18 protein-coding genes are annotated in these 20,042 nt (G+C 68.2%); 10 read left to right on the forward strand and 8 right to left on the reverse strand.

The genetic code is table 11. From position 1 onward, the window contains the following. The first annotated feature begins 149 nt into the window (after window positions 1–149). Window positions 150–452: a hypothetical protein gene (locus tag ABD287_RS14140; RefSeq protein WP_344173167.1), complete on the forward strand. Its 303-nt coding sequence runs from the start codon at window positions 150–152 to the stop codon at window positions 450–452. Window positions 453–881: 429 nt separating this feature from the next. After that, window positions 882–1,424: a hypothetical protein gene (locus ABD287_RS14145; protein ID WP_344173169.1), complete on the forward strand. Its 543-nt coding sequence runs from the start codon at window positions 882–884 to the stop codon at window positions 1,422–1,424. Between the two features lie 999 nt (window positions 1,425–2,423). Here the strand turns inward: ABD287_RS14145 and ABD287_RS14150 are convergent. The 4 genes from ABD287_RS14150 to ABD287_RS14165 all read right to left on the reverse strand — a co-directional run bounded on the left by ABD287_RS14150 (window position 2,424) and on the right by ABD287_RS14165 (window position 5,121). Continuing rightward, window positions 2,424–2,948 (reverse strand): PAS domain-containing protein, encoded by a 525-nt coding sequence (locus tag ABD287_RS14150; protein WP_344173171.1) that lies wholly within the window; start codon window positions 2,946–2,948, stop codon window positions 2,424–2,426. Beyond that, a complete protein-coding gene (locus ABD287_RS14155) occupies window positions 2,945–3,292 on the reverse strand; it encodes a hypothetical protein (RefSeq protein ID WP_344173173.1) in 348 nt (115 codons plus the stop codon). The genes ABD287_RS14150 and ABD287_RS14155 overlap by 4 nt, the downstream gene beginning before the upstream one ends. A 364-nt stretch (window positions 3,293–3,656) precedes the next feature. Continuing rightward, window positions 3,657–4,343 carry a RibD family protein gene (locus tag ABD287_RS14160; protein WP_344173175.1) on the reverse strand — a complete coding sequence of 229 codons (687 nt, stop codon included), beginning with the start codon at window positions 4,341–4,343 and terminating at the stop codon, window positions 3,657–3,659. Continuing rightward, window positions 4,336–5,121 carry a hypothetical protein gene (locus ABD287_RS14165; protein ID WP_344173177.1) on the reverse strand — a complete coding sequence of 262 codons (786 nt, stop codon included), beginning with the start codon at window positions 5,119–5,121 and terminating at the stop codon, window positions 4,336–4,338. The genes ABD287_RS14160 and ABD287_RS14165 overlap by 8 nt, the downstream gene beginning before the upstream one ends. 375 nt (window positions 5,122–5,496) lie before the next feature. Here ABD287_RS14165 and ABD287_RS14170 point away from each other — a divergent pair, with 375 nt between their 5' ends. The 3 genes from ABD287_RS14170 to ABD287_RS14180 all read left to right on the forward strand — a co-directional run bounded on the left by ABD287_RS14170 (window position 5,497) and on the right by ABD287_RS14180 (window position 7,334). After that, window positions 5,497–6,222: a hypothetical protein gene (locus ABD287_RS14170; RefSeq protein ID WP_344173179.1), complete on the forward strand. Its 726-nt coding sequence runs from the start codon at window positions 5,497–5,499 to the stop codon at window positions 6,220–6,222. A 75-nt stretch (window positions 6,223–6,297) separates the two neighbouring features. Beyond that, entirely contained in the window at window positions 6,298–6,669 is a 372-nt protein-coding gene (locus ABD287_RS14175) for a hypothetical protein (protein WP_344173181.1), read from the forward strand. Then, window positions 6,666–7,334, forward strand: coding sequence for a class I SAM-dependent methyltransferase (locus ABD287_RS14180; protein WP_344173182.1), 669 nt, complete (start codon window positions 6,666–6,668; stop codon window positions 7,332–7,334). Before ABD287_RS14175 ends, ABD287_RS14180 begins: the two co-directional genes overlap by 4 nt. A gap of 248 nt (window positions 7,335–7,582) precedes the next feature. Here the strand turns inward: ABD287_RS14180 and ABD287_RS18565 are convergent, their stop codons facing one another. Together ABD287_RS18565 and ABD287_RS18570 are read right to left on the reverse strand one after the other, a co-directional pair. Further along, the gene (locus ABD287_RS18565; RefSeq protein ID WP_425565624.1) at window positions 7,583–8,278 is read right to left on the reverse strand and encodes a recombinase family protein; all 696 of its coding nucleotides are present in this window, start codon (window positions 8,276–8,278) and stop codon (window positions 7,583–7,585) included. A 69-nt stretch (window positions 8,279–8,347) separates the two neighbouring features. Beyond that, window positions 8,348–8,650: a recombinase family protein gene (locus ABD287_RS18570; protein ID WP_425565625.1), complete on the reverse strand. Its 303-nt coding sequence runs from the start codon at window positions 8,648–8,650 to the stop codon at window positions 8,348–8,350. Between the two features lie 309 nt (window positions 8,651–8,959). On the opposite strand from ABD287_RS18570, the gene ABD287_RS14185 reads away from it, so the two are divergent. Next, window positions 8,960–11,812 carry a S8 family serine peptidase gene (locus ABD287_RS14185; protein WP_344173185.1) on the forward strand — a complete coding sequence of 951 codons (2,853 nt, stop codon included), beginning with the start codon at window positions 8,960–8,962 and terminating at the stop codon, window positions 11,810–11,812. On the opposite strand, the gene ABD287_RS14190 is transcribed toward ABD287_RS14185, so the two are convergent. Then, a complete protein-coding gene (locus ABD287_RS14190; RefSeq protein WP_344173356.1) occupies window positions 11,781–12,785 on the reverse strand; it encodes an EamA family transporter in 1,005 nt (334 codons plus the stop codon). The genes ABD287_RS14185 and ABD287_RS14190 overlap by 32 nt on opposite strands. A 74-nt stretch (window positions 12,786–12,859) precedes the next feature. Here ABD287_RS14190 and ABD287_RS14195 point away from each other — a divergent pair, with 74 nt between their 5' ends. After that, entirely contained in the window at window positions 12,860–13,405 is a 546-nt protein-coding gene (locus ABD287_RS14195) for a CGNR zinc finger domain-containing protein (RefSeq protein ID WP_344173188.1), read from the forward strand. 125 nt (window positions 13,406–13,530) lie between these two features. Here the strand turns inward: ABD287_RS14195 and ABD287_RS14200 are convergent, their stop codons facing one another. Continuing rightward, window positions 13,531–14,661, reverse strand: coding sequence for an acyltransferase (locus tag ABD287_RS14200; protein WP_344173190.1), 1,131 nt, complete (start codon window positions 14,659–14,661; stop codon window positions 13,531–13,533). Window positions 14,662–14,784: 123 nt separating this feature from the next. Here ABD287_RS14200 and trmB point away from each other — a divergent pair, with 123 nt between their 5' ends. From trmB to ABD287_RS14215, 3 genes are all read left to right on the forward strand, one after another. Further along, window positions 14,785–15,480: a tRNA (guanosine(46)-N7)-methyltransferase TrmB gene (gene trmB, locus ABD287_RS14205; RefSeq protein ID WP_344173192.1), complete on the forward strand. Its 696-nt coding sequence runs from the start codon at window positions 14,785–14,787 to the stop codon at window positions 15,478–15,480. Between the two features lie 52 nt (window positions 15,481–15,532). Beyond that, window positions 15,533–18,052, forward strand: a complete 2,520-nt coding sequence (locus tag ABD287_RS14210) for a DEAD/DEAH box helicase (protein ID WP_344173194.1) — start codon at window positions 15,533–15,535, stop codon at window positions 18,050–18,052. 136 nt (window positions 18,053–18,188) lie between these two features. Beyond that, window positions 18,189–20,015: a protein-arginine deiminase family protein gene (locus tag ABD287_RS14215; protein ID WP_344173196.1), complete on the forward strand. Its 1,827-nt coding sequence runs from the start codon at window positions 18,189–18,191 to the stop codon at window positions 20,013–20,015. Window positions 20,016–20,042 lie beyond the last annotated feature (27 nt).

Here is a 20,042-nt window from a genome sequence, read left to right on the forward strand (position 1 = left end):
TACCGAGGGCCCCGCGCCCTCTCCAACACCGTCCGTTATGGACGAGGTGCCCGTGTCGTCCCCGCCGACGATCACGCCCTTGCTGAGATCACCTCATTGGAGGTCACTCGACAGTGGCATTGTTGCCAGACAGCCCTATGCTGGCCACCGTGACCTCTTGGCTGCCTTTGGCGACTGGCCTAGCAGGAGTCCTGCTCGGCGTGCTCGGAAAGTATATTGCCGACCTGAGAGTAGGGCATCGATCGAAACTACTTGACGAACGCATCAAGGTGGCGAGCCGATTTTTGGATGCTGTTCATGCCTACAACGACGCGGTTGAGGAGTCAAGGAAGGCCCGGGTAGTCATCACGATATATGGAGCCCTTGGAGACGAGGGCAAAATCGAGGAGGCGAAAGAGGACGCCGAAGATCGGCGTCAGAACACGGATCGAACGTATGACCAGGCAAGCTGAAACGCTCGTGCTGCTACTGCGGCCGGAGGTGTGCGACGACGCGGCGATGTACCTCCACGCTTCGCTAAAGGCAGCGTGGGGCGAGGGGAGCCGCGACGATGTGAAGGGTTGGCGAGTGAAGAGGATTCTGTCAATCCAGAAGGCACTCGGAGTCAAGCCGCCAGCACGCTCAAACCGAGCTAAGGGACTGCGCCTCAAGCGTAATGAAGCCGACGACTGATCTGTTCCCCAACTTCTTAGGTTCGTCAGTACCGTGCCTACAGCCCTCCACGAGACCCGCCAGCGGCGTTACCCTCGGGGCTTCCTGGACGCGCTTCACGGACGGTTGACCGGCAGATTGACGCTTAGTGTGCTGGTCTGCGTGGTCCTGAGCGTGGGCGATGTGGGGAGACCGCGCCTACAGCTTACGACACCTGAGACACTGTCGCCATGCTGGTTCGTCGATGGAGCAACCGCGTAGCCATTGTCGCTATCTTGGTGATAGTGGCACTGGGCGGAGCTTGGTACCTCTGGGCAGCTGTCATTGCCACCTCAGATGACCCGCGCGCCTATCCTGGCAGTCGCGGTGATCGGACCCTGGAACAAACGCTGCGCGCCTTCCAACTCACACTTCCGCCGTGCGCCACAGATGTGCGATTCCTGGCCAAACGGCCGTGGCCGATGTCCGATTGGCGTCACCTACTTATCAGATTAGTTGCCCCGGACCGCAGCTGCCTTGACAGTTTCGTCAGCACCAACAGTTTGGACGCCACCGGCGTCGTGGACGGAAAGGAGCTGGAAAACGACCGGGAGCGGGAGGTTGAGTCAGTAAACTGGCACTACCGGAGCGGAGTGGCATACCAGACCTTCGACAGCGGAACCAGCTCGAACGAACCCGGAAACCGCTACCTCCAGGCCTGCGACGTGCAGGTTGAGCAACAGGGTCGTAGCTTTGTGGTCTATACCCACTGTTTTAGATGGGTTCCCCAGTAGATGCAGTTGGTACAGAGCGAATTCGGCTAATGCCGATAGCCATGCCGTTGCACGCGCGTTCTTACGCTCCACCTTCAGCACCGCGACCCCACCCCTTGATCTTCCGAGCGGCCACACTCGGTGACGGGGGAACGCTGGTCTACGGGCTGGTGGCGTCAGGCATACGTGGTGGGTGCGTGACGCTGCACGGCCGGCGTCCTGGACGCCAGGGATCGGGGAGGCCGTGCTTGCCAGTGCTTACAGCATTTGATTTGGCGCTGGCCGGAAGGGTCAAATGTTGTCGGCCATAACTCCAGAAGATTGGCCATACGGATCTGAGCGTTAAGGAAGTTGAAGGCTAGAGGCTGTCCCTCACCCGGCGCGCTCAGCTGCCTCATCGCTTCCGCGATCTCACGAAGCTCAGCGGTAGACTCGACGTTCGTTAGGAGGAGCAGAAACTTCACGGTCTCCAACAAGGGCACGTCATCGGGAAGGCACTGAGCTAGACCAACGATCGTCGAGGCAAGAACTGAGTGATCAACGTCCGCCGCAGTGGTCCACTCCTAGACAGCTCGGGTGTACGTCTCTATGGGGATAGGCTAGTCGAGGCTGGGTGTATCCGTCAGGCGTTTAGCTGTACCGCGCTTGGTGACGAGAGGGAACCAGTCCTCCCGTAGCAGTTCGGCCGCACGCCTTGCACCACGGCGGCCGTGCGTCCCGATGCTGGGTCGGCTTGTGAGGTCCAGGACAGAGGTACTTCACGTAGTCGGACAACCGGTTACCAGCGCGCAGGTACTCGGCCCGGAGTCGGTCGAGGATAAGCTCCCGATTCTCGTCCGTTGCAGTACCGGGTTCGTAGCAACTGGACAGCATCGCCGGAATCTCGTCCGAGGCTTGTCCACCAGGGCTGGAGATGTAGCCACCATTTGAGAATCCGCCGTTGTCAATCACAGTCTTCGCTTTCTCGACGGGATGTGCCGCTCGATGTCGTCCACTACCTCAACGATCTCCCTTGCGGTGTCACGCACCTGCACTGCGATCCTCCGTAGAACCGCGAGATGGTCCTCGCTGATCATCTGCTTCACGAGCTTCCTTCCGACCGGTCGCCGTGCTGTCCCAAGCCGCGATGACACCGGCCTGGAGGTTCGCCAGCCGCTGCTGCACCAGGACCTCGCCGTCAGTCGCCTCGACGGACACACCAACCAGGAACTCGTCGCCGGTGTCAGGGTCGGTGGCCTTCCACTTCAAGGCGCTGAACTTCCGCCACCTACGGAGGCTGGGGTCGTACCACGCCTCAACCGTGACGACGGGGACACCGAGCGCCAGGGCGAAGGAGTCAGCGGACTGCCAGTTGACGGAGTCTTCCGAGCCGTAGATCTCCTCGTTCGCCTTGCCGAGTACCTGCGCTTGGGTGAGGTGGAGCTGACGCTCGTAGGCCTCGTTTACGAAGACGTACTGGCCGTCAGTGGTGCGGACGAAGACGATCGCGGCAGGGTCGTCGATGAGGTGGGCGATCTGCCTCACGAGGCTGTGCACGAAGCTCACCTAGCGTCCTCTGGTACCTCGTCAGTGATCGGCATCGAGGCACGCATCTTTGCCTCGGAGATCATCTGCGCCAGCTCGGCGTCCGCTGGTCCGCGATGGGTCACCGTGACCTCGGCTGCGGCGGGAGCGTCAAGACCGAGGTAGCGGGCGCGACGGTCGAGGGCCTTTAGGAGCGTGGCAGAAGCGTTGTTCTTGGCGCTCAGATCCAGGCTGTCCGAGGCTGTGATGGTGCGCCAGAGCCTGTCGATGAGCTGGTCGATTAGCTGTAGATCAACCTTTCGCGCTTCCTCTACCTCGGGAGCGGACGTTCCTTGAAGAATCGGATGATGATCTGCCTTGCCCACTCGTGGTCACACAGCCCAACTCCTCGCCGATCTCCCGATATGAACGACGTGCGGCGTACAAGCGCACGGCCTTCTCGGTGATCTCAGCTACTTCAGCGGCAGTCCGCCTTCGGTAGCCGGGCTTCGGTGGCATCTCGTCCTCCTGGGTGGGGTGGCCCCGGCCGGGCTGAGGAGCGGCGGCCGGGCGGTGACGGAAGTTCCCGAGGTGATCCATGGCGAATACCAGCCACCGTTAGACAGGTACATCGGCAGCGGTGTCCGTCGACCTTCTCCAGGTTCAGGACTACGGCAGGAAGCCGGGCTATACCTGCCCTTGTGGAGGGCAAGAAGGTGGCTGGAGGTGGACCTGAGCGGGCGGCGCAGGTTAGCTCGTTGCCCGGTCCGACAGGCCGTAGCGCAGGAGCACGCAATCACCGATGCTGCGGTTTTCCAGGAGGCGGGCGCGGTTGTCACCATGATGGGGGAACTGGCCGTCACCTACGAACCGAGGTGCAAACGAGTCTCCCACGAAGATCGGTGCGATGACGAGGTGCAACTCGTCCGCCAGGCGGTGAGTGAGAAACTGGGTGTGCATCGTGCTGCCGCCCTCGACCATGAGCCGCCTGACACCGCGGCCGGCGAGGTCGTCAAGGACGCGGCCGAAGGAGAGCGGGTCGCCGGCGTCGACCACGTCTGCGACCACGCCCAGCCGCTCGACCACCTTGCTGTGGGCGTTGGTAGAGGTGTAGACCACCTTGCCGTCGCCAGAGGAGAAGAAGGCGGCGTCAGGGTCCACCGCGCCGCGCTCGGTGATGGTCACCTTCAGCGGCGAGGAGGTACGCCCATCGCTGACCCGCTTGTCTCGCCGTTCCTGCGAGCGTACGAGAAGTCGAGGGTTGTCCTGCCGGATGGTGTTAGCCCCGACCAGGATGGCGTCGCAGGTGGCTCGCACCGCGTCCACGCGGTCGAAGTCCTCGTCGTTGGACAGCATCAGGCGCTTGCCGGTGGCGTCGTCCAGGTAGCCGTCGACGGACACGGCGCAGGACAGCAGGACGTACGGGCGTTCAGTCACTTCTTGTCGCTCCCAGGGTGAAGACGTGGTCCACGAGGCTTGTGTAGTCGTCGGCAGTCGAACAGTCGCCGAGCTGGGCGAAGATGTCGGCAGCGAGCCACCCTCGCACCGCTGGCTCCCGATGGAGACGGGTGTAGGCGGACGCCGCTGACCCGCCAGAGGCTCGGAAGGGCAGCAGGCGCTTGTCCATGACGAGGGCAAGTTCAACCTCATCGAGGGTGCCCGGCCCTCCGCCCACCACCAGCACGTAGTCGGCGTTCCTCACCACGTTCGGGTGGCCGAAGATACCGACAACCTGTTTGAGGGTCGGCGGGTTGTAGCGGTCGGCGATGAAGGTCATGACCTCGACGCCCACGCCGACAGGGCCGTGGTCAACCTCGCACCGTCGGCGCATAAGGAGCCGGCTGAGCGCCAAGATTGATTCGTCGATGATGTCGCTGTTGCAACCAGGAGACCGGGAGCCACACACCGCTAGGCGCAGGGGCGACGCTGCCTGCTCAGGGCAGTACCAGCCCGTCCGAGCGGCGACGTCAGACATGCGGACATTGGCCGGTGCCAGCCCGAGCAGCAGGCGGGACTCGTCAGGCATCCCCATGCCGTCGGCCACGCGGTTCAGCACGTCGATGTCGGTGACACGTGGAGAGCGAGCGCCACGGATGAAGTTCGAGATGTCGGAACGGTCGTGCTCAGTCATGAGGGCTAGCTGCGTCTGCGTGCAGTTGGGGAACGCAGCTAAGTAGATCGAAAACAGGTTTCCGACCTCACGCCGGGCAAGCACACGCTGAACGTCGTCACGCCGCCAGAAGGCTCGCGGAGCTGCGCTGGGGTCAAAAGTCTTGCGTCTCGCCACCTGGACCTTCTCAGGACGGGGCCGTGGACCCGAGCAGCGTAGCCGACCGACACGTGTTGGACACACCCTGTGTGGGCTCACTCCGTGGGCTCGTACCACGGACGCTGATCATTTCAGGAGGGCCAGGAAGCCGACACACTCAGTCGCGTTCCACACCTGAGCAGGCCGCTGACGACGCCCCGGCTCCACGCCCGATAGATGACGTGGAGAACCGGGTGCAGGGCGGCCGACGAAGCAGACGGAGGGTCGGCATCCCCGAGCCGGTCCTCCGTCTCCCCCACAACGAGAGGCGACGAGATGACCATGACCGCAGAAATCATCCGGGTTGAGCTGCCCGTGGCGTTCACTCCGACCTGGAACCGAATCAACGGGGTTTCCGTGGATGGGGCCTCGCTGACTATCGGGCCCGAGGATTTCTTCTTCGACTACCGCTCCCCAAGTTGGATGATCTGCGACTGGCAACGGGTCCACGACGAGCTGCTGCCGGCGAAGGAGGGGACAGACACAGCGCTGGAGCAGATGGCTTTGGACTACGTGCGCGAGCGCGGCCGGAGCACCACCGACGCCGCCGAGGTGCTGCGCGCGGCGCACGAGGTGTACGCCTACCTCTTCCGCCCGGAACACCTGACGGACCCGGAGCTGGACTACGTCACGCCTCGGACGCTGGTGCAGCTCCGCGAGCTGGCGACCCTCATGGCGCTCAACAAGGTTGAGCTGAACGGCGACATCACCAACGTCTCGCCTGTGTGGATGCTCGGCCACGCCGCCCAGGTGGTCTACGATCTGACCGAGGCGGAGTCCCAGGCCCTTGACGAGTGCTACCACAGCACGTGGTTCAACGAGTCCCGACGCCGCGAGTCAGTTCTAGCGCACGCGGCTTTGGGTGGTCGCCTGGTTCACGGATGCCAGGGCTCGCCTAACATGAGCGGTGGCTGCGTCGTGCCCTTCGGGGCTGACATTGACGCCTTCCGCCGCAACCTCGCCGCGATGCGTACTCCCTGGATCGAGCAGACGCTCGACAACCGCTGAAGTCGGCTACCGGGGATGGCGACTCGCGTGCGAACCGTCGTCCCCGGTGCTGGCTCCGTACATCAGGAGCGCACCGTGACCGCAGACCTCAAAGACAAGTCCGGCCGCGTCGTCGGCGTCACCGACGCCTACAACGGCATGACCACCGGACTGAAGCACTGCAACTACCACCTCAGCTTCGCCGGCAGCGGCAGCTTCCCGCACCCGTACAACTGGACCGAGGTGTCCGGCCACTTCCGGTCCGTACTCCAGAAGGAGGCCGAGACGGCAGACCTGTTGGCCACGAACATCGAAGGCTGGGTCAAGGCCAACCCGAACCACGACGCTGCCAACCTGGCCGCGATGAAGGCGGCGGCAAAGGAGTACCGGGCCGTTGCCAAGTCGCTGCTCAACAACTCCCGGAAGCTGCGCCGGGCCGGCAGTTGTCTGGAAGTGACGGCAACGTGATCCTGGTCGACCGTGAGACCGAGATCAACCGGGCGGCGTGGGAGGCGCAGGCGAGGCTTGCCCTCCCCCACGATGAACCACAGCGGCCGGGACGGTTCGAGCTAACCCAGTACCCAGGTCACGGACCAGGCGCGGAGCTGCTTGGCGACGTGTGCGGACGGGACGTGCTGGAGCTGGGATGCGGGAACGGTGACAACCTGGCTGCACTGGCGGTGCTGGGCGCTCGATGCACGGGAGTCGACCTAGCTGTAGCCCAGGTCAACCGAGCAAAAGCACGCTGGGGATGGCTCGGCATACCGTTCGTCCATGACGACGCACGGGGCTACCTGCGGTACCACGCCGACCAGGTGGACGTTGTTGTGTCGATCTTCGGGGTTGTGGGCCTCTGCGACCCGGCGGCGGTCCTGCCGCTCGTCCGCCACAAGCTGAGGCCTGGCGGGGTCCTGCTGTTCTCCGTCCCGGAGGAGTCGTGGCTCGCTGGTCGACGGGACCACATCAGGCTAGGCGACGGCACCTGCGCCCCCGTCCGCCGACAGACCGGCTCCCCCGGACAATGGACCGACATGGTGGTCTCGTGCGGCTTCGACGCTACATTAGTGATACCCGTGCCCGCACCCGACGGCACGCGATGCTGCACGGTGGTGCGGGCCGAAGTCGCTCAATGAGAAGCCCCGGTGGCGCTCGGCGAGAGGCAGCCACCGGGGCGGAAGCGCCTGGAGGGGCGCAACTGGAGTAGTCATTTCTCCAACCCTCCAGATCACTCGTCTGTGCTTCCGCTGCGATAACCAGAAAACATAGCGATTGCTGGAGGTCAACTATTCGCTCGTGGAGGGCCTGAGCTTGACCAGGGACAGAGGCAGACCGGATGCCTACCGCCCTATTCGGATTTGAAGATGTGGCCTGGAGCTGGCTGTCAGCGGCCTACACGTACCAAGTGTTGTTCCTGAATGCCTACAGCCCTTCCTCTGTCAGGGCGTAGATCAGTTCGCCCTTCTCGTCTAGACCGGAGACCTCGGCGAGCCGGAACGGAAGCTCCCGCGTACCGCGCGCAACGGTGATACGGCCTCGTGTTCACGTACCGAGACAGCGGGGTGTCACAACTCCCGCAGAAGGCCACTCGAAGGAGCAGGTTGGGTGACTGCCGCCGGTAAGCACCACGAGCACGGTCTTCGAGCCGTGCTTGCAATTCAGCAAACTCTGCCTCGGACAGGAAAGGCGGGTACCGGACTACCGGGGTTCCGTCCTCGCCGCGCACAACCTGGCCACGCCAAGTGTGCTCACCGAGCAACGTCCGGCTCTTCAGCAAGTTCCTGACCGTGCCGCCGAACCACCCGCCGCCCTTCTGAGCCGGGATGCCTCGCTCGTTCAGGTCGATCGCGATCGCGTGCGGAGAGTCGCCCCGCAGGGCACGAGTAATCAACTCTCTAAGAACTGGAGCTGTGCCAGTGTCGTGCTCTAGACGCCACGTCTTGTCGGCCTGCTGTACTGGGCGGGTTCCGTAGGGTGCCGTTCCGCCGCTCCACCGTGCCTCTCGACGGAAACGCGCACGGGCTGAGTTGACGCGAGCCTTCGTTGTCTCAAGTTCACCCTCGGCGATGCTGGCCAGCAAGAGAAGAAGCGCACGACCAATCGGCGTACTCAGGTCGAAGTTCTCGCTGATGCTCTGAACGGATTTGCCTCACTCCTCGCACCACCGTAAGACGTCAACAACGTGGTAGACACGCCGACTTAACCGATCGATACGTGTACATGTAACGATGTCCCACGAGTCGGCTCCGTCCTCGTCCAGGAACGGTGCCAGCTCGGGACGGTCAAACGGGGACACACCGCCGCTGACGTCAACGTCTTCTGCCCAGGCCACGACCTCATGGTCAAAAGCTGCCGCCCAGCGAACGATGTCCGCTCTCTGGCGCTCGATCGAGCTGGAAACGTCGGTGTCTCGGCTCAGCCGCGTTACTGCAAGGCTTCGCACGCCACCCACCTCACTACTCAGTGTAGTGGGTATCTAACGCATTAGAGCCCCCTCCCGGATTCGCGCCGGGTTCCTCCACGCTCGCTTGCCGGGCCATGCTCGCTTACGCCCCTGGCCGGCGTCAAACCCGGGACGCTCGCGGGAATCCGCCGTCGACGCCGGACACCCCTGAACCGATATAGGCATCTTGTCCAATTCTAGGACGGCCAGGTGACGGTCGGGCCGAGCCGCCCACCGACCAGATCTGGCCCCGCGGAGGTCGGACGAAGCGGTCATCTCACCGCAAGCTGGATGTCCCCCCGACCCATGGAGACATCTGTGCGCCTGCTCCCCCGAGCTCTCGCCCTGACCGCGGCCGTCGCCTGCGCGGCCTCCGCGCTGACGGCCCCGCCAGCCGACGCCACGCCCCCGACAGCAGCGCGGCCGGACGGATTCGCCGCCGAGAGCCGTCCGGCCCCCCGCCGGACCGCCGCCGCGCCGCGGGCCGTGCCGGACACCGTCCTCGTACGGTTCAAGGACGGCGCGACGGCGACGAGACGGGCCAAAGCCCTGAGGGCCCGGGGCGCCCGCGCCATCAGCTCGGTAGCCGGCGACGGCATCGTCCAGGTCAAGGCCGGCGGCCCGGCCACCGCGCTGCTCGGCGCGCTGCGCCGCGACCCCGCTGTCGCTTCGGCCGCTCTCAACCACCGCCGGACGCTCGCCGCCGCCCCCGACGACGAGGGCTTCGTCGTCGGAGCGCAGGAGTACCTCAAGACGGTCCGCCTGCCGCAGGCGTGGGACGTCGTCACCGACACCACCAGCCAGATCATCGCGGTGATCGACACCGGAGTCGACGGGAGCCACCCGGACCTGGCCGGGCGGCTCGTCCCCGGCTTCAACGCGGTCACCCCGGGCGGCTCGACCACCGACACCGCCTTCGACCCCGAGACCGCCCCGCACGGCGGCCACGGCACGATGGTCGCCGGCGTCGCCGCCGCCAGGACCAACAACGGCGTGGGCATCGCCGGCGCCGCGCACACCGGCCGGATCATGCCAGTGAAGGTCTTCGGACCCGACGGGTCCGCCGCCGACCTCGACATCATCGAGGGCATCGACTGGGCCACCGCCCACGGCGCCAAGGTAATCAACCTGTCGCTGGGCGGCCCCGAGGACAGCCCGCTGCTGCGCGAGGCGCTGCAACGGGCGGTCGCAGCGGGCGTCGTCGTCGTGGCCGCCGCCGGCAACACCGGCGAGAACACCCCCCAGTACCCGGCCGCCTACCCGGAGGCGATCGCCGTCGGCGCCACCGACGACGCCGGGGCGCTCGCCGACTTCAGCACCTCCGGCGACTGGGTCGACCTGGTCGCCCCTGGCTTCAACATCTGGTCCGCCGACGCCGGGTCCGGCTCCTACGTCTCCGACAGCGGCACGTCGTTCTCCGCGCCGCTGGTCGCCGGAGCAGTCGCGCTGGCGCGCTCGGCGCACCGCACACTCACCCCGGCAGAGGTGGCGGCCCGGCTCGCCCGGACCGCCCGCGACGCCGGCCCCGCCGGCCGGGACCCGTACTACGGCGCCGGCGTGCTCGACGCCTACCGGGCCCTGGACGGCAGCTGGGCCGGAGATCTGCTCCCGCCTGGTGGCGACAACGACAACACCCCGGCCCTGGCCGGCGCGCACGGCGAGTCCGCCGGCCTGATCGATATCGAGGGGGACGTCGACTGGCACGTCAACCACGGCGACGAGGCGCGGGCGGTGGAAGTCGTCGTGACGCCGGCCCCGCACGGCGACCATCACGTCAAGAACTTCGACCCGGTGATCGAGGTCTACGACGCCGACCTCCGACTGCTCTCCCGGGTGGACAGCCCCCACGCCGATGCCACCGAGACCGCGACGGTCACCGTCCCCGCCGGCCCGGTGTTCGTGGCGGTCAGCTCCTACAACGGCGCCCGTACCGAGGCCACCCACATGGTCAAGATCACCACGGGACCGCCCGGAACCCCGACCGCGCCCGGCGAGCAGCTGTGGGTGAAGGACCTCGGCCCGGTCCCCCACGCCACGAGCGTCGACGCCGCCGCCACCCCCACGGTCACGTTCGCCCGCGCCATGACGCCCGCTTCGGTCACTGCGGAGACGGTCCGGCTGCGCGACGGGTACAGCGGCGCGATCGTGCCGGCCGACGTCGCTTTCGACGCCGGTGTGGCGACGATCACCCCGGCGGCCCCGATGGCTGAGGGGGCGCCGCACCTTGTCGAGGTCGGCGCGGTCAAGGACGCCGCCGGCGCCACCCACGCTGGCCTGATCCGGTCGGTGTTCCGGGTCGCCAACCAGGCGCCGCCGCAGGTCGGGCCGGTAGCCGCCGTCGGCGGCCTCAACACGGCCACGCTCACCTGGGCGGCCCCGCAGATCAGCGACCTGGCCGAGGTGGTCGTCCTGCAGAACGTCGGGACGGTCGCCCCGAACGGACCCGATGGCGGTCCGGGCAGCGGCCTGGCCGTCCGGGCCGGGCTCACCTCCGCCACCGCCACCGGCCTGGTGGGCGCCAGTCACACGTTCGCGGTGTGGGCCCGGGACCGCTCGGGCGTGGCGTCGCCGGTCCGGGTCGTCCAGCTGGCCGGCACGGCGACCATTCTCGGCGCGGCGCCGACCGCCCTGGTCTACGGCGGAACCGTGACGGTCACCGGAAGGGTGACCCGCCGGGACAACGGCGCGGCGGTCTCCAACGCTCCGGTGCGGCTGTACTTCCAGCCCGTCGGCCGACCGGCGACGTTCCTGGCGAACCTGACGACCAGCGCCTCCGGCGCGGTGACCTACCGGCACCGGCCCCCCGCGCGGGGAAGTTACCGGCTGCTGCACCTGGCCGGCGGCGGACTGCTCGCTTCCCAGGCGATCCGCACGGTCGCGGTCAGGGTGGCGATCAGCGGCGCGCTGTCGGCGGCCAAGGTCCGACGTGGAAAGACGGTACGGCTGAGCGGAGCGGTCCGGCCGGCGCACGGCGGGCAGGTCGTCTACCTCCAGCGGCTCACCCGCGGCTCGTGGCGGAACGTCGCCAGCCGGAGGCTGACCGGCGCCGGCGGGTACGCGTTCGCGATCCGGCACACCTCCCCCGGCCTGTTCGCCTACCGGGTGTCCAAGCCGGCCGATGCCGACCACCTGTCGAACGTCACCGGTTCCCGCAGCCTGCGGGTGACCTGAGCTCGTCGTTCGCTGCCGTCCCCTGCCCGCTGTTTCCGGCAGGGGGCGGCAGCGGGCGGGCGTGGCGGAGCTGGTCGAGACGCACCAGCGCGATGCCCGCGACGACGCAGCCGCCACCGACGGCCTGGATGACGGTCGGCAGCTCGCCGAGGGCCAGCCAGGCGATGAGCACCGCGAACACGACCTCGGTGAGCCCGACGAAGGATGACAGCGCGGCGCCGAGGGTGCGGGCTGCCCCGATGCCGGCGAGGTAGGCGATGACCGCGGCGACCAACGACAACCCGACGACCGGGACCAGCCAGCTCACCGAGTGCCCGGCGAGGAGCACCGGGCCGCTGGCGACCCGCATGGGCAGCGCGCCGACGACGCCCAACGCGAGCAGGACCGCCGCGCCGAATGCCATGCCGCCAGCCGCCAGCGCGACTGCCGGCAATCGCGGATCGAGCTGGGCGGACAGCACGAAGTAGCTGGCCAACCCGACGGCTGCGACCAGCCCCCAGGCGACGCCGGCTGGGTGGATGTCTGCGCCGGCTGCGATGTCGAGGATCAGCAGGAGGCCGACGACCGCCGCCGCGACGCCGGCGACAGTGAGGCGCCGCGGACGGTGGCCGTGCCGTGCCCACATCCATGCGACGACCAGGACGATCCCGGAGTACTCCAACAACAACGCTACGCCCACCGGCAGGTATCGCACCGCGTTGAAGAATCCGACCTGCGCGCCGCCGACGGCCAGCAGGCCGAACAGCGCGACGCTGCCCGACGCGCTCCGGGCCACTCCCCAGAGGCCACGCAGCGCCAGCGCCGCGGGCACGGCCAGGATCAGCGCGGCGATGCCCACCCGGGCGGCGACCGCGGCGCCGGCGGACCAGCCGGTGTCGAGCAACGGACGGGCGAAGGCGCCAGAGGAGCCGAAGGTGGCCGCCGACAGCAGCGCCAGGCCCAGGCCCGCGCCAGCGGAATGCTCGGATCGCACAGCCACCCCCGAATTGTCATGAGCAAAACAGCGTTATGCTCATGACGCTAACTGGATCTTTGACAGGAGTCAACGTGGCCTTTGCTCATGACACGGAGGTGGCCCTGGCTGGCGCCGCGGCCCTGGTCAACACCGCCAGCGGCGGCGACGAGGCGATACCGACCGTGGCAGCGCTCGCCGACTTCATCCACCGGCACAGCTGGACCGGCCGCCACGACAACACCGACGACGAACTGCGCTCCGTGCAGCGGCTACGCCCCCGCCTACGGCGCGTCTGGGAAGCCGGAGAGGACGAGGCTGTGGCGATCGTCAACGCCCTGCTGCGAGAGTCGGACGCGCTCCCGCAGCTCGTCCGACACGACAACTGGCCATACCACCTACACGCCACCTCGTCAGACGCCCCGCTCGCCGACCGGATGGCCGTCGAAGCCGCAATGGCCTTCGTGGACGTCATCCGAGAAGACCAGCTGCACCGGCTACGCCTCTGCGAGTCAAGCGACTGCGACAACGTCGTCGTGGACCTCACCAGGAACCGGTCGCGACGCTATTGCGATGCGGGCTGCGGCAACCGCGCCGCCGTCAACGCCTACCGCGCCCGCAAGGCGGCAGCCCAACCCTGACGCGTCGAATGGGCACTCGCCCTAATCTGGTCACCGGAGGCAGCTCCGAGGTCTACAATGGTCGCCTGTGCTGGTGGGCGTCTCCGCCAGGGGCGGCTTCGGCGACGATGACGTCCAGAAGGCGCTCAGAAGATCGTTCGTAGGTAGGGCGTCCGGGCAGCTCCGAGCGACACCGCGAACGACAGCACCAGCACCACCAGATACGTCGTCCCCATGACCGGCAGCGACTCCCCCGCGGCGGTCACCGGCAACGCCTTCTTGATCAGTTCGTAGATGAGCAGGTGCACCAGGAACACCCCGAATGACGCGTCCGAGAGCCTCGCCAGCGCGCGGCTGAGCCGGGACGGCACCGACCAACGGCGTCCGAGGTTGGTGCCGATGAGGAAGACGCAGATCGCCAGGACGGCCACCGACAGCCCGAGGTAGCTGACGGGCAGCAGCAGTTGCAGCTCGCGCAGGTCGGGCCGGACGCCGTACTGGGCGATGACCCCGACGAGCAGCAGCCCGCCACCGGCGGCGAGAGTGCCGATCCACCGCCGTCGCATGGTGACCTCCAGCAGCGCCCAGCCGGCGACGAAGTATCCGACGTACATCCAGGAGATGGTGAGGGCGCCGAGGTTGAGTGGTCGTTGGATGCCGATGAGGGCGGCGAGTCCGGAAACCATGGAAGCGCCGAGGGTCCAGATGAGGGCGGTCGCGGCGACCGCGGCGGCGCGGCGACGGCCACCGGCGTGCAGGAACGCGGCGAGCACCGGGGCGATGAGGTAGAGCCCGGCGATGAGCCACAGGAAGTACAGCGCGGTGAAGACCTTGGCGTCGATGAACAGTCGGGTGATCGTCTCGCCAGAGAGGTTCTCGCCGCGCAGCATGAGCCGGACGCCGACGAGGTAGATGAGGTGCCAGGCGACCAGTGCGGGCAGGATCCGGGCGAACCGCTTGCGGTAGAAGGCGCCGGGGCCGCTGGCGTGGGCGCGGGGGGCCAGCACCAACGCGCCGCTGATCATGACGAAGACCGGTACTGCCCAGACGAAGCTGAGGTCGATGGCCGCGGCCGCCCACCAGGTCGCGGTGCCGCGCATGTCCTTGTTGGAGACGATCATGCCGATGACGTGGATGGCGACGACCCCGCAGATCGCCAGCAGACGCAGCAGGTCGAGGCCGGTCTCCCGGCCGGGCTGGGTGGGTGGGTGGGCGCCGGCGCCGGCCCGGGGCGCGGGGAGGGGACCGACGGTTCGCCGTTGGGTGGAAACGGACATGCCACATTCAACGCAATAAAGTTAAAAGCGACACTATACGTACACCGGGCGGGGAGCGATTTCCGCTCCCACCGACGTGGTGACACTCTTGAGGGCCCACCCACCCCACCGAGGAGCCAGCAGGTGCTCGACGGCCGACCACTCGCCCGGATCCGCACATTCCACCCCCGCCGCGGCCGGCTCAGCGATGCCAACCGCGACGCGCTGGCCCGCCTCTGGCCGAGGCACGGCCTCGACATCGACCCGGCCGCCACCGAGCCCCTGGACCCCGGCGCGTTGTTCGGCCGGCAGGCGCCACTGGTCCTGGAGATCGGCTCCGGGATGGGCGAGGCCACCGCGACGATGGCCGCCGCCGACCCCGGCCGCGACTACCTCGCCGTCGAGGTCCACACCCCCGGCATCGGCAACCTGCTACGCATGGTCGACGCCGAGAACCTGACGAACGTCCGGGTAGCCTGCGGCGACGCGTTGGAGCTGCTGCGCCACCAGATCGCCCCGGCGAGCCTGGACGCCGTCCACATCTACTTCCCCGACCCGTGGCCCAAGGCCAGGCACCACAAACGCCGACTCGTGCAGAACGCGCACCTGCCGCTGCTGGCCTCCCGGCTGCGCCACGGCGGCGTGCTGCACATGGCCACCGACTGGGCCGAGTACGCCGGCGCCGCCCTGGCGGCGCTGAGCGCCACCGACGGCCTGCGCAACGACCATGACGGGTTCGCGCCACGCCCCGCGCACCGACCGCTGACCAAGTTTGAACGGCGCGGCGTCACCGCGGGCCGGGACATCTTCGATCTGGTCTTCCGCCGCGCCTGCCGCTGAGGGCGCCGACCGGTTGGCGCGGGGCGATCATCCGGGGCAGGATGGGCGGGCCATGACACTGTTTGACCGCATCCCCCCGGACCGTGCTCCCGACGTCGCTCCCGACGCGGACGCGGTCTATGAGGCTTTCGTCGGCTGGGCCGCCGAACAGGGCCGCACCCTCTACCCCCACCAGGACGAAGCGCTCATGGAGCTGGTCTCGGGGGCGAACGTCATCGTCAGCACCCCCACGGGCTCGGGCAAGTCCCTCATCGCCGCCGGGGCGCACTTCCACGCGCTGGCCCAACGGGTGCGCAGCTTCTACACCGCCCCGATCAAGGCGCTGGTCAGCGAGAAGTTCTTCGACCTGTGCCAGACGTTCGGCCCGGAGAACGTCGGCATGCTCACCGGCGACGCCAGCGTCAACCCGGACGCCGACATTATCTGCTGCACCGCCGAGATCCTGGCGAACATCGCTCTGCGGGACGGCGCCACCGCCGACGTCGGCCAGGTCGTCATGGACGAGTTCCACTTCTACGCCGAGCCCGACCGCGGCTGGGCCTGGCAGGTGCCGCTGCTGGAGCTGCCGCGGGCGCAGTTCGTCCTGATGTCCGCCACCCTCGGCGACACCAGACGCTTCGAGGACGATCTGGCCCGGCGCACCGGCCGGCCGACCGCGGTGGTCCGCAACGCCGAGCGCCCCGTCCCGCTGATCTTCTCGTATGCGACGACCCCGCTGCACGAGACGCTCGACGAGCTGCTGAGCACCAAGCAGGCCCCGGTCTACGTCGTCCACTTCACCCAGGCCGCCGCGTTGGAACGCGCCCAGGCGCTGATGAGCGTCAATGTCTGCACCCGGGCCGAAAAGGACGCCATCGCCGAGCTGATCGGCGGGTTCCGGTTCGCCACCGGGTTCGGCAAGACGCTGTCCCGGCTGGTCCGGCACGGCATCGGCGTGCACCACGCCGGGATGCTGCCCAAGTACCGGCGTCTGGTGGAGACCCTGGCCCAGGCCGGCCTCCTCAAGGTCATCTGCGGCACGGACACCCTCGGCGTCGGCATCAACATCCCGATCCGCACGGTGCTGTTCACCGGACTGTCCAAGTACGACGGGGTGAAGACCCGTCTGCTGTACGCCCGTGAGTTCCACCAGATCGCCGGGCGGGCCGGGCGGGCCGGCTTCGACACCCTGGGCACCGTCATGGTGCAGGCGCCCGAGCACGTCATCGAGAACGAGAAGGCCATCGCCAAGGCCGGCGACGACCCGAAGAAGCGCCGCAAGATCGTCAAGAAGAGGCCGCCGGAGGGCGCGGTCGGTTGGGGTCAGCCCACCTACGAGCGGCTCGTCGGCGCCGAGCCGGAGCCGTTGACGTCCCGGTTCCAGGTCTCACACGCGATGATCCTCAACGTCATCGGCCGGCCGGGCGACCCGTTCGCCGCGATGCGCCACCTGCTCACCGACAACCACGAGGACCCCGCCTCCCAGCGCCGGCACATCCGGCGGGCCATCGCCATCTACCGGGCGCTGCTGGCCGGCGGCGTCGTCGAGCGCCTGCCCGAGCCCGACGGGGACGGCCGCACCGTGCGGCTGACTGTCGACCTCCAGTTCGACTTCGCCCTCAACCAGCCGCTCTCGCCGCTCGCGCTGGCCGCACTGGAGCTGCTCGACCGCGACGGCGACACCTACGCGCTCGACGTCGTGTCGGTCATCGAGTCGATCCTGGACGATCCGCGGCAGGTGCTCTCGGCCCAGCAGTTCAAGGCCAAGGGCGAGGCCGTCGCGGCGATGAAGGCCGACGGCATCGAGTACGACCAGCGGATGGAGCTGCTGGAGCAGGTCACCCACCCCAAGCCTCTGGCGGAGATGCTGGACGCCGCCTACGAGACCTACCGGCGCGGGCACCCGTGGGTGGCCGACCACGAGCTGAGCCCCAAGTCCGTGGTGCGGGACCTGTTCGAACGGGCGATGACCTTCAACGAGTACGTCAGCTTCTACGGGCTGGCCCGCTCCGAGGGCCTGGTGCTGCGGTACCTGGCCGACGCCTACCGCACGCTACGGCAGACCGTTCCCGAGGAGGCCCGCACCGAGGAGCTGGGCGACCTCATCGAGTGGCTGGGCGAACTGGTCCGACAGGTCGACTCCTCGCTCATCGACGAGTGGGAGCAGCTACGCAACCCGTCGGCTGACCCGACCAAGCCGGTGGCGCCGCCGGAGCCACCGACGGTGACCCGCAACACGCGGGCGTTCACGGTGCTGGTGCGCAACGCGATGTTCCGGCGGGTGGAGTTGGCGGCGCTGCGCCGCTGGGACGAGCTGGGCGAGCTGGACGGCGACGACGGCTGGGGCGCCGACGCCTGGGCCGAGGCGATCGAGGGGTACTTCGAGGACTACGACGCCATCGGCGTCGGCCCGGACGCCCGCGGCCCCCGGATGCTTATGATCGACAAGGGTCCGCTGCGGTGGACGGTGCGCCAGATCCTGTCCGACCCGGACGAGGACCACGACTGGGGCATCAGCGCGGAGGTCGATCTGGCTGCCTCGGACGAGGCCGGCGCGGCGGTCGTCCGGGTCACCGACGTCGGACCGCACTGAGTTCCCAGGTCCTGCCGCCGCTCCGCCCGGCCGCTCGCGCAGGTATCGACAGACATCGCTGGCTGTTCGTACGATGGCGCTCCCACCCCTGCGGTTAAGGAGCACGCCAGTGCACCCCGTCGTACCTCTCCGATTGTTGTCTTCCCTGGCCGTGGTCGGTGTGACCGCCCTGGCCGTCGTCGGCGCAGCTTCGCCAGGCGCCAGCGCCCCCGCGGAGCCGACGGGCAGCGCAGCCGGCCTGTCGATCCGCGCCGATACCGATCGTGACGGCCGGGTCGACCTGACCGGCGACAGCGACGAAGCCGGCAAGACCGTGGCGACGCCGACCCGCGGCGCCCTGTTCCTGCCTAACCTCGACGACGACGCGGCCCGCTGCGCCGCTTCGAACCAGACCTGCAACGACGCTGCCGACGCCGTCGTCAACGGCGAATCCGACGCTCAGGATCTCGCGCCGGTGCTGACCACGCCCCTGCCGTCAGCGCGAGCTGACGCCACCGCCACCGTCGCAGTGGAGGGCACGGGCGCCAACTACACCCGTCTGTTTGTCCGTAAGGGATCCACCTGGACCCCGCTGACGACGTCCGCCACGTTCAACAGCGGCGACCTGCGCCAGGGCCTCACCCTGGGCCTGGAGGGCAGGGACATCGTCCGGGACCGCGCGGTCTGGGACGGCACCGCGACCGTGACAGTGACCCTCACCGACGGCGCGACCCGCGCCGCTGACTCGGTGAAGCTGTCGGTGGCGCCGCTGCTCACCCACGCCCACACCCAGACCAACCAGCAGCTTGTCGCCGCGCCGGACGCGTCCGCCGACTACCAGAAGTTCCGGCGCGACCTGGCCGCCGCGGGCACGGGCGCCGCGATGCCCAAGCCCCTGCACACCTTCGACCGTGCCGGGGACGTCTGGGCCCAGGACTGGTTCGAGCCGGCCTACGCCTCGGTCGCCCGCGACGGCGGGGCGCAGCGGCTGCGGTTGCTGCTGCGCTCGGACCAGGCCCGCCCCGCTCAGCTCAAGCTGTTCGGCCTTCGCGGTCGGGACGTCGGCGTGGTGTCGATGACGGTCGCCCGCCCGCCCGCCGCGTCGCCCCGGGCGATGCGGTCGGCGACCTTCAGCTCGTTCGGGAATCTTGAGACGATCCCGCCGTACTCGCACGGTGGGAAGGCGTTCCCGGCCGGACGGATCATCATGGGTGAGAACCCGGGATCCGAGGGTCCGTCCGCCAACACCCGCAAGCTGCTGGCGGCCCAGCAGACGCAGTCGCCGCTGATGCTGGACTCGGGGTGGCTGGCGGTCGGGCATGTGGACGAGTTCGTGCAGTTCGTGCCGGCGAACACCCCACGTGGCTGGCGGGTCGCGGTCGCTGACCCGCTGGGCGCGGTGGCGGTGATTCGCAAGGCCGTTGACGCTGGCAAGGGCGGGGTCAGCATCTCCAGCCACGCGCAGGCGCGACGGATGACCCTGTCGGCCTTCCTGGCCGATCGTGGGCTACAGGACGATCAGCAGAACGCCGCCCGCAAGATCGAGGCGAACCTGGCGACGCTCAAGGCCGAGACCGGCGTCACCGACGCCGAGATCGTCCGGGTTCCCGGCCTCTACACCAGCGCGGCGAGGCTGTCGGTCACCGATGCCACGGCCAACCGTCAGCTCGCCGCGCTCGGCCCACGACCCGGGTTGACCGACAAGGACCGCCGGGCGGCTCTGCGGCAGGGGATGGGCGCGCTGCTGCCGGCGGCGATCAACAGCATCGTCGTGTCGCCGACTCGGGTGGTCGCGGCGAAGCAGTGGGGGCCGCTGGTCGACGGCCGGGACCTCATGGCCGAGGCGACCACGGCCGCGTACCAGTCAGCCGGGATGAGCGTCGCGTTCGTCGACGACTACACGACGTACCACATGCGCGACGGCGAGGTGCACTGCGCGTCCAACTCGCTGCGGGAGATCCCGGCTGCCTGGTGGCGCGGTTGATCCGGTAGGGCCGCGTCTGCCGACGCC

The organism is Pilimelia columellifera subsp. columellifera, from assembly GCF_039532605.1.
Lineage (GTDB): Bacteria > Actinomycetota > Actinomycetes > Mycobacteriales > Micromonosporaceae > Pilimelia > Pilimelia columellifera.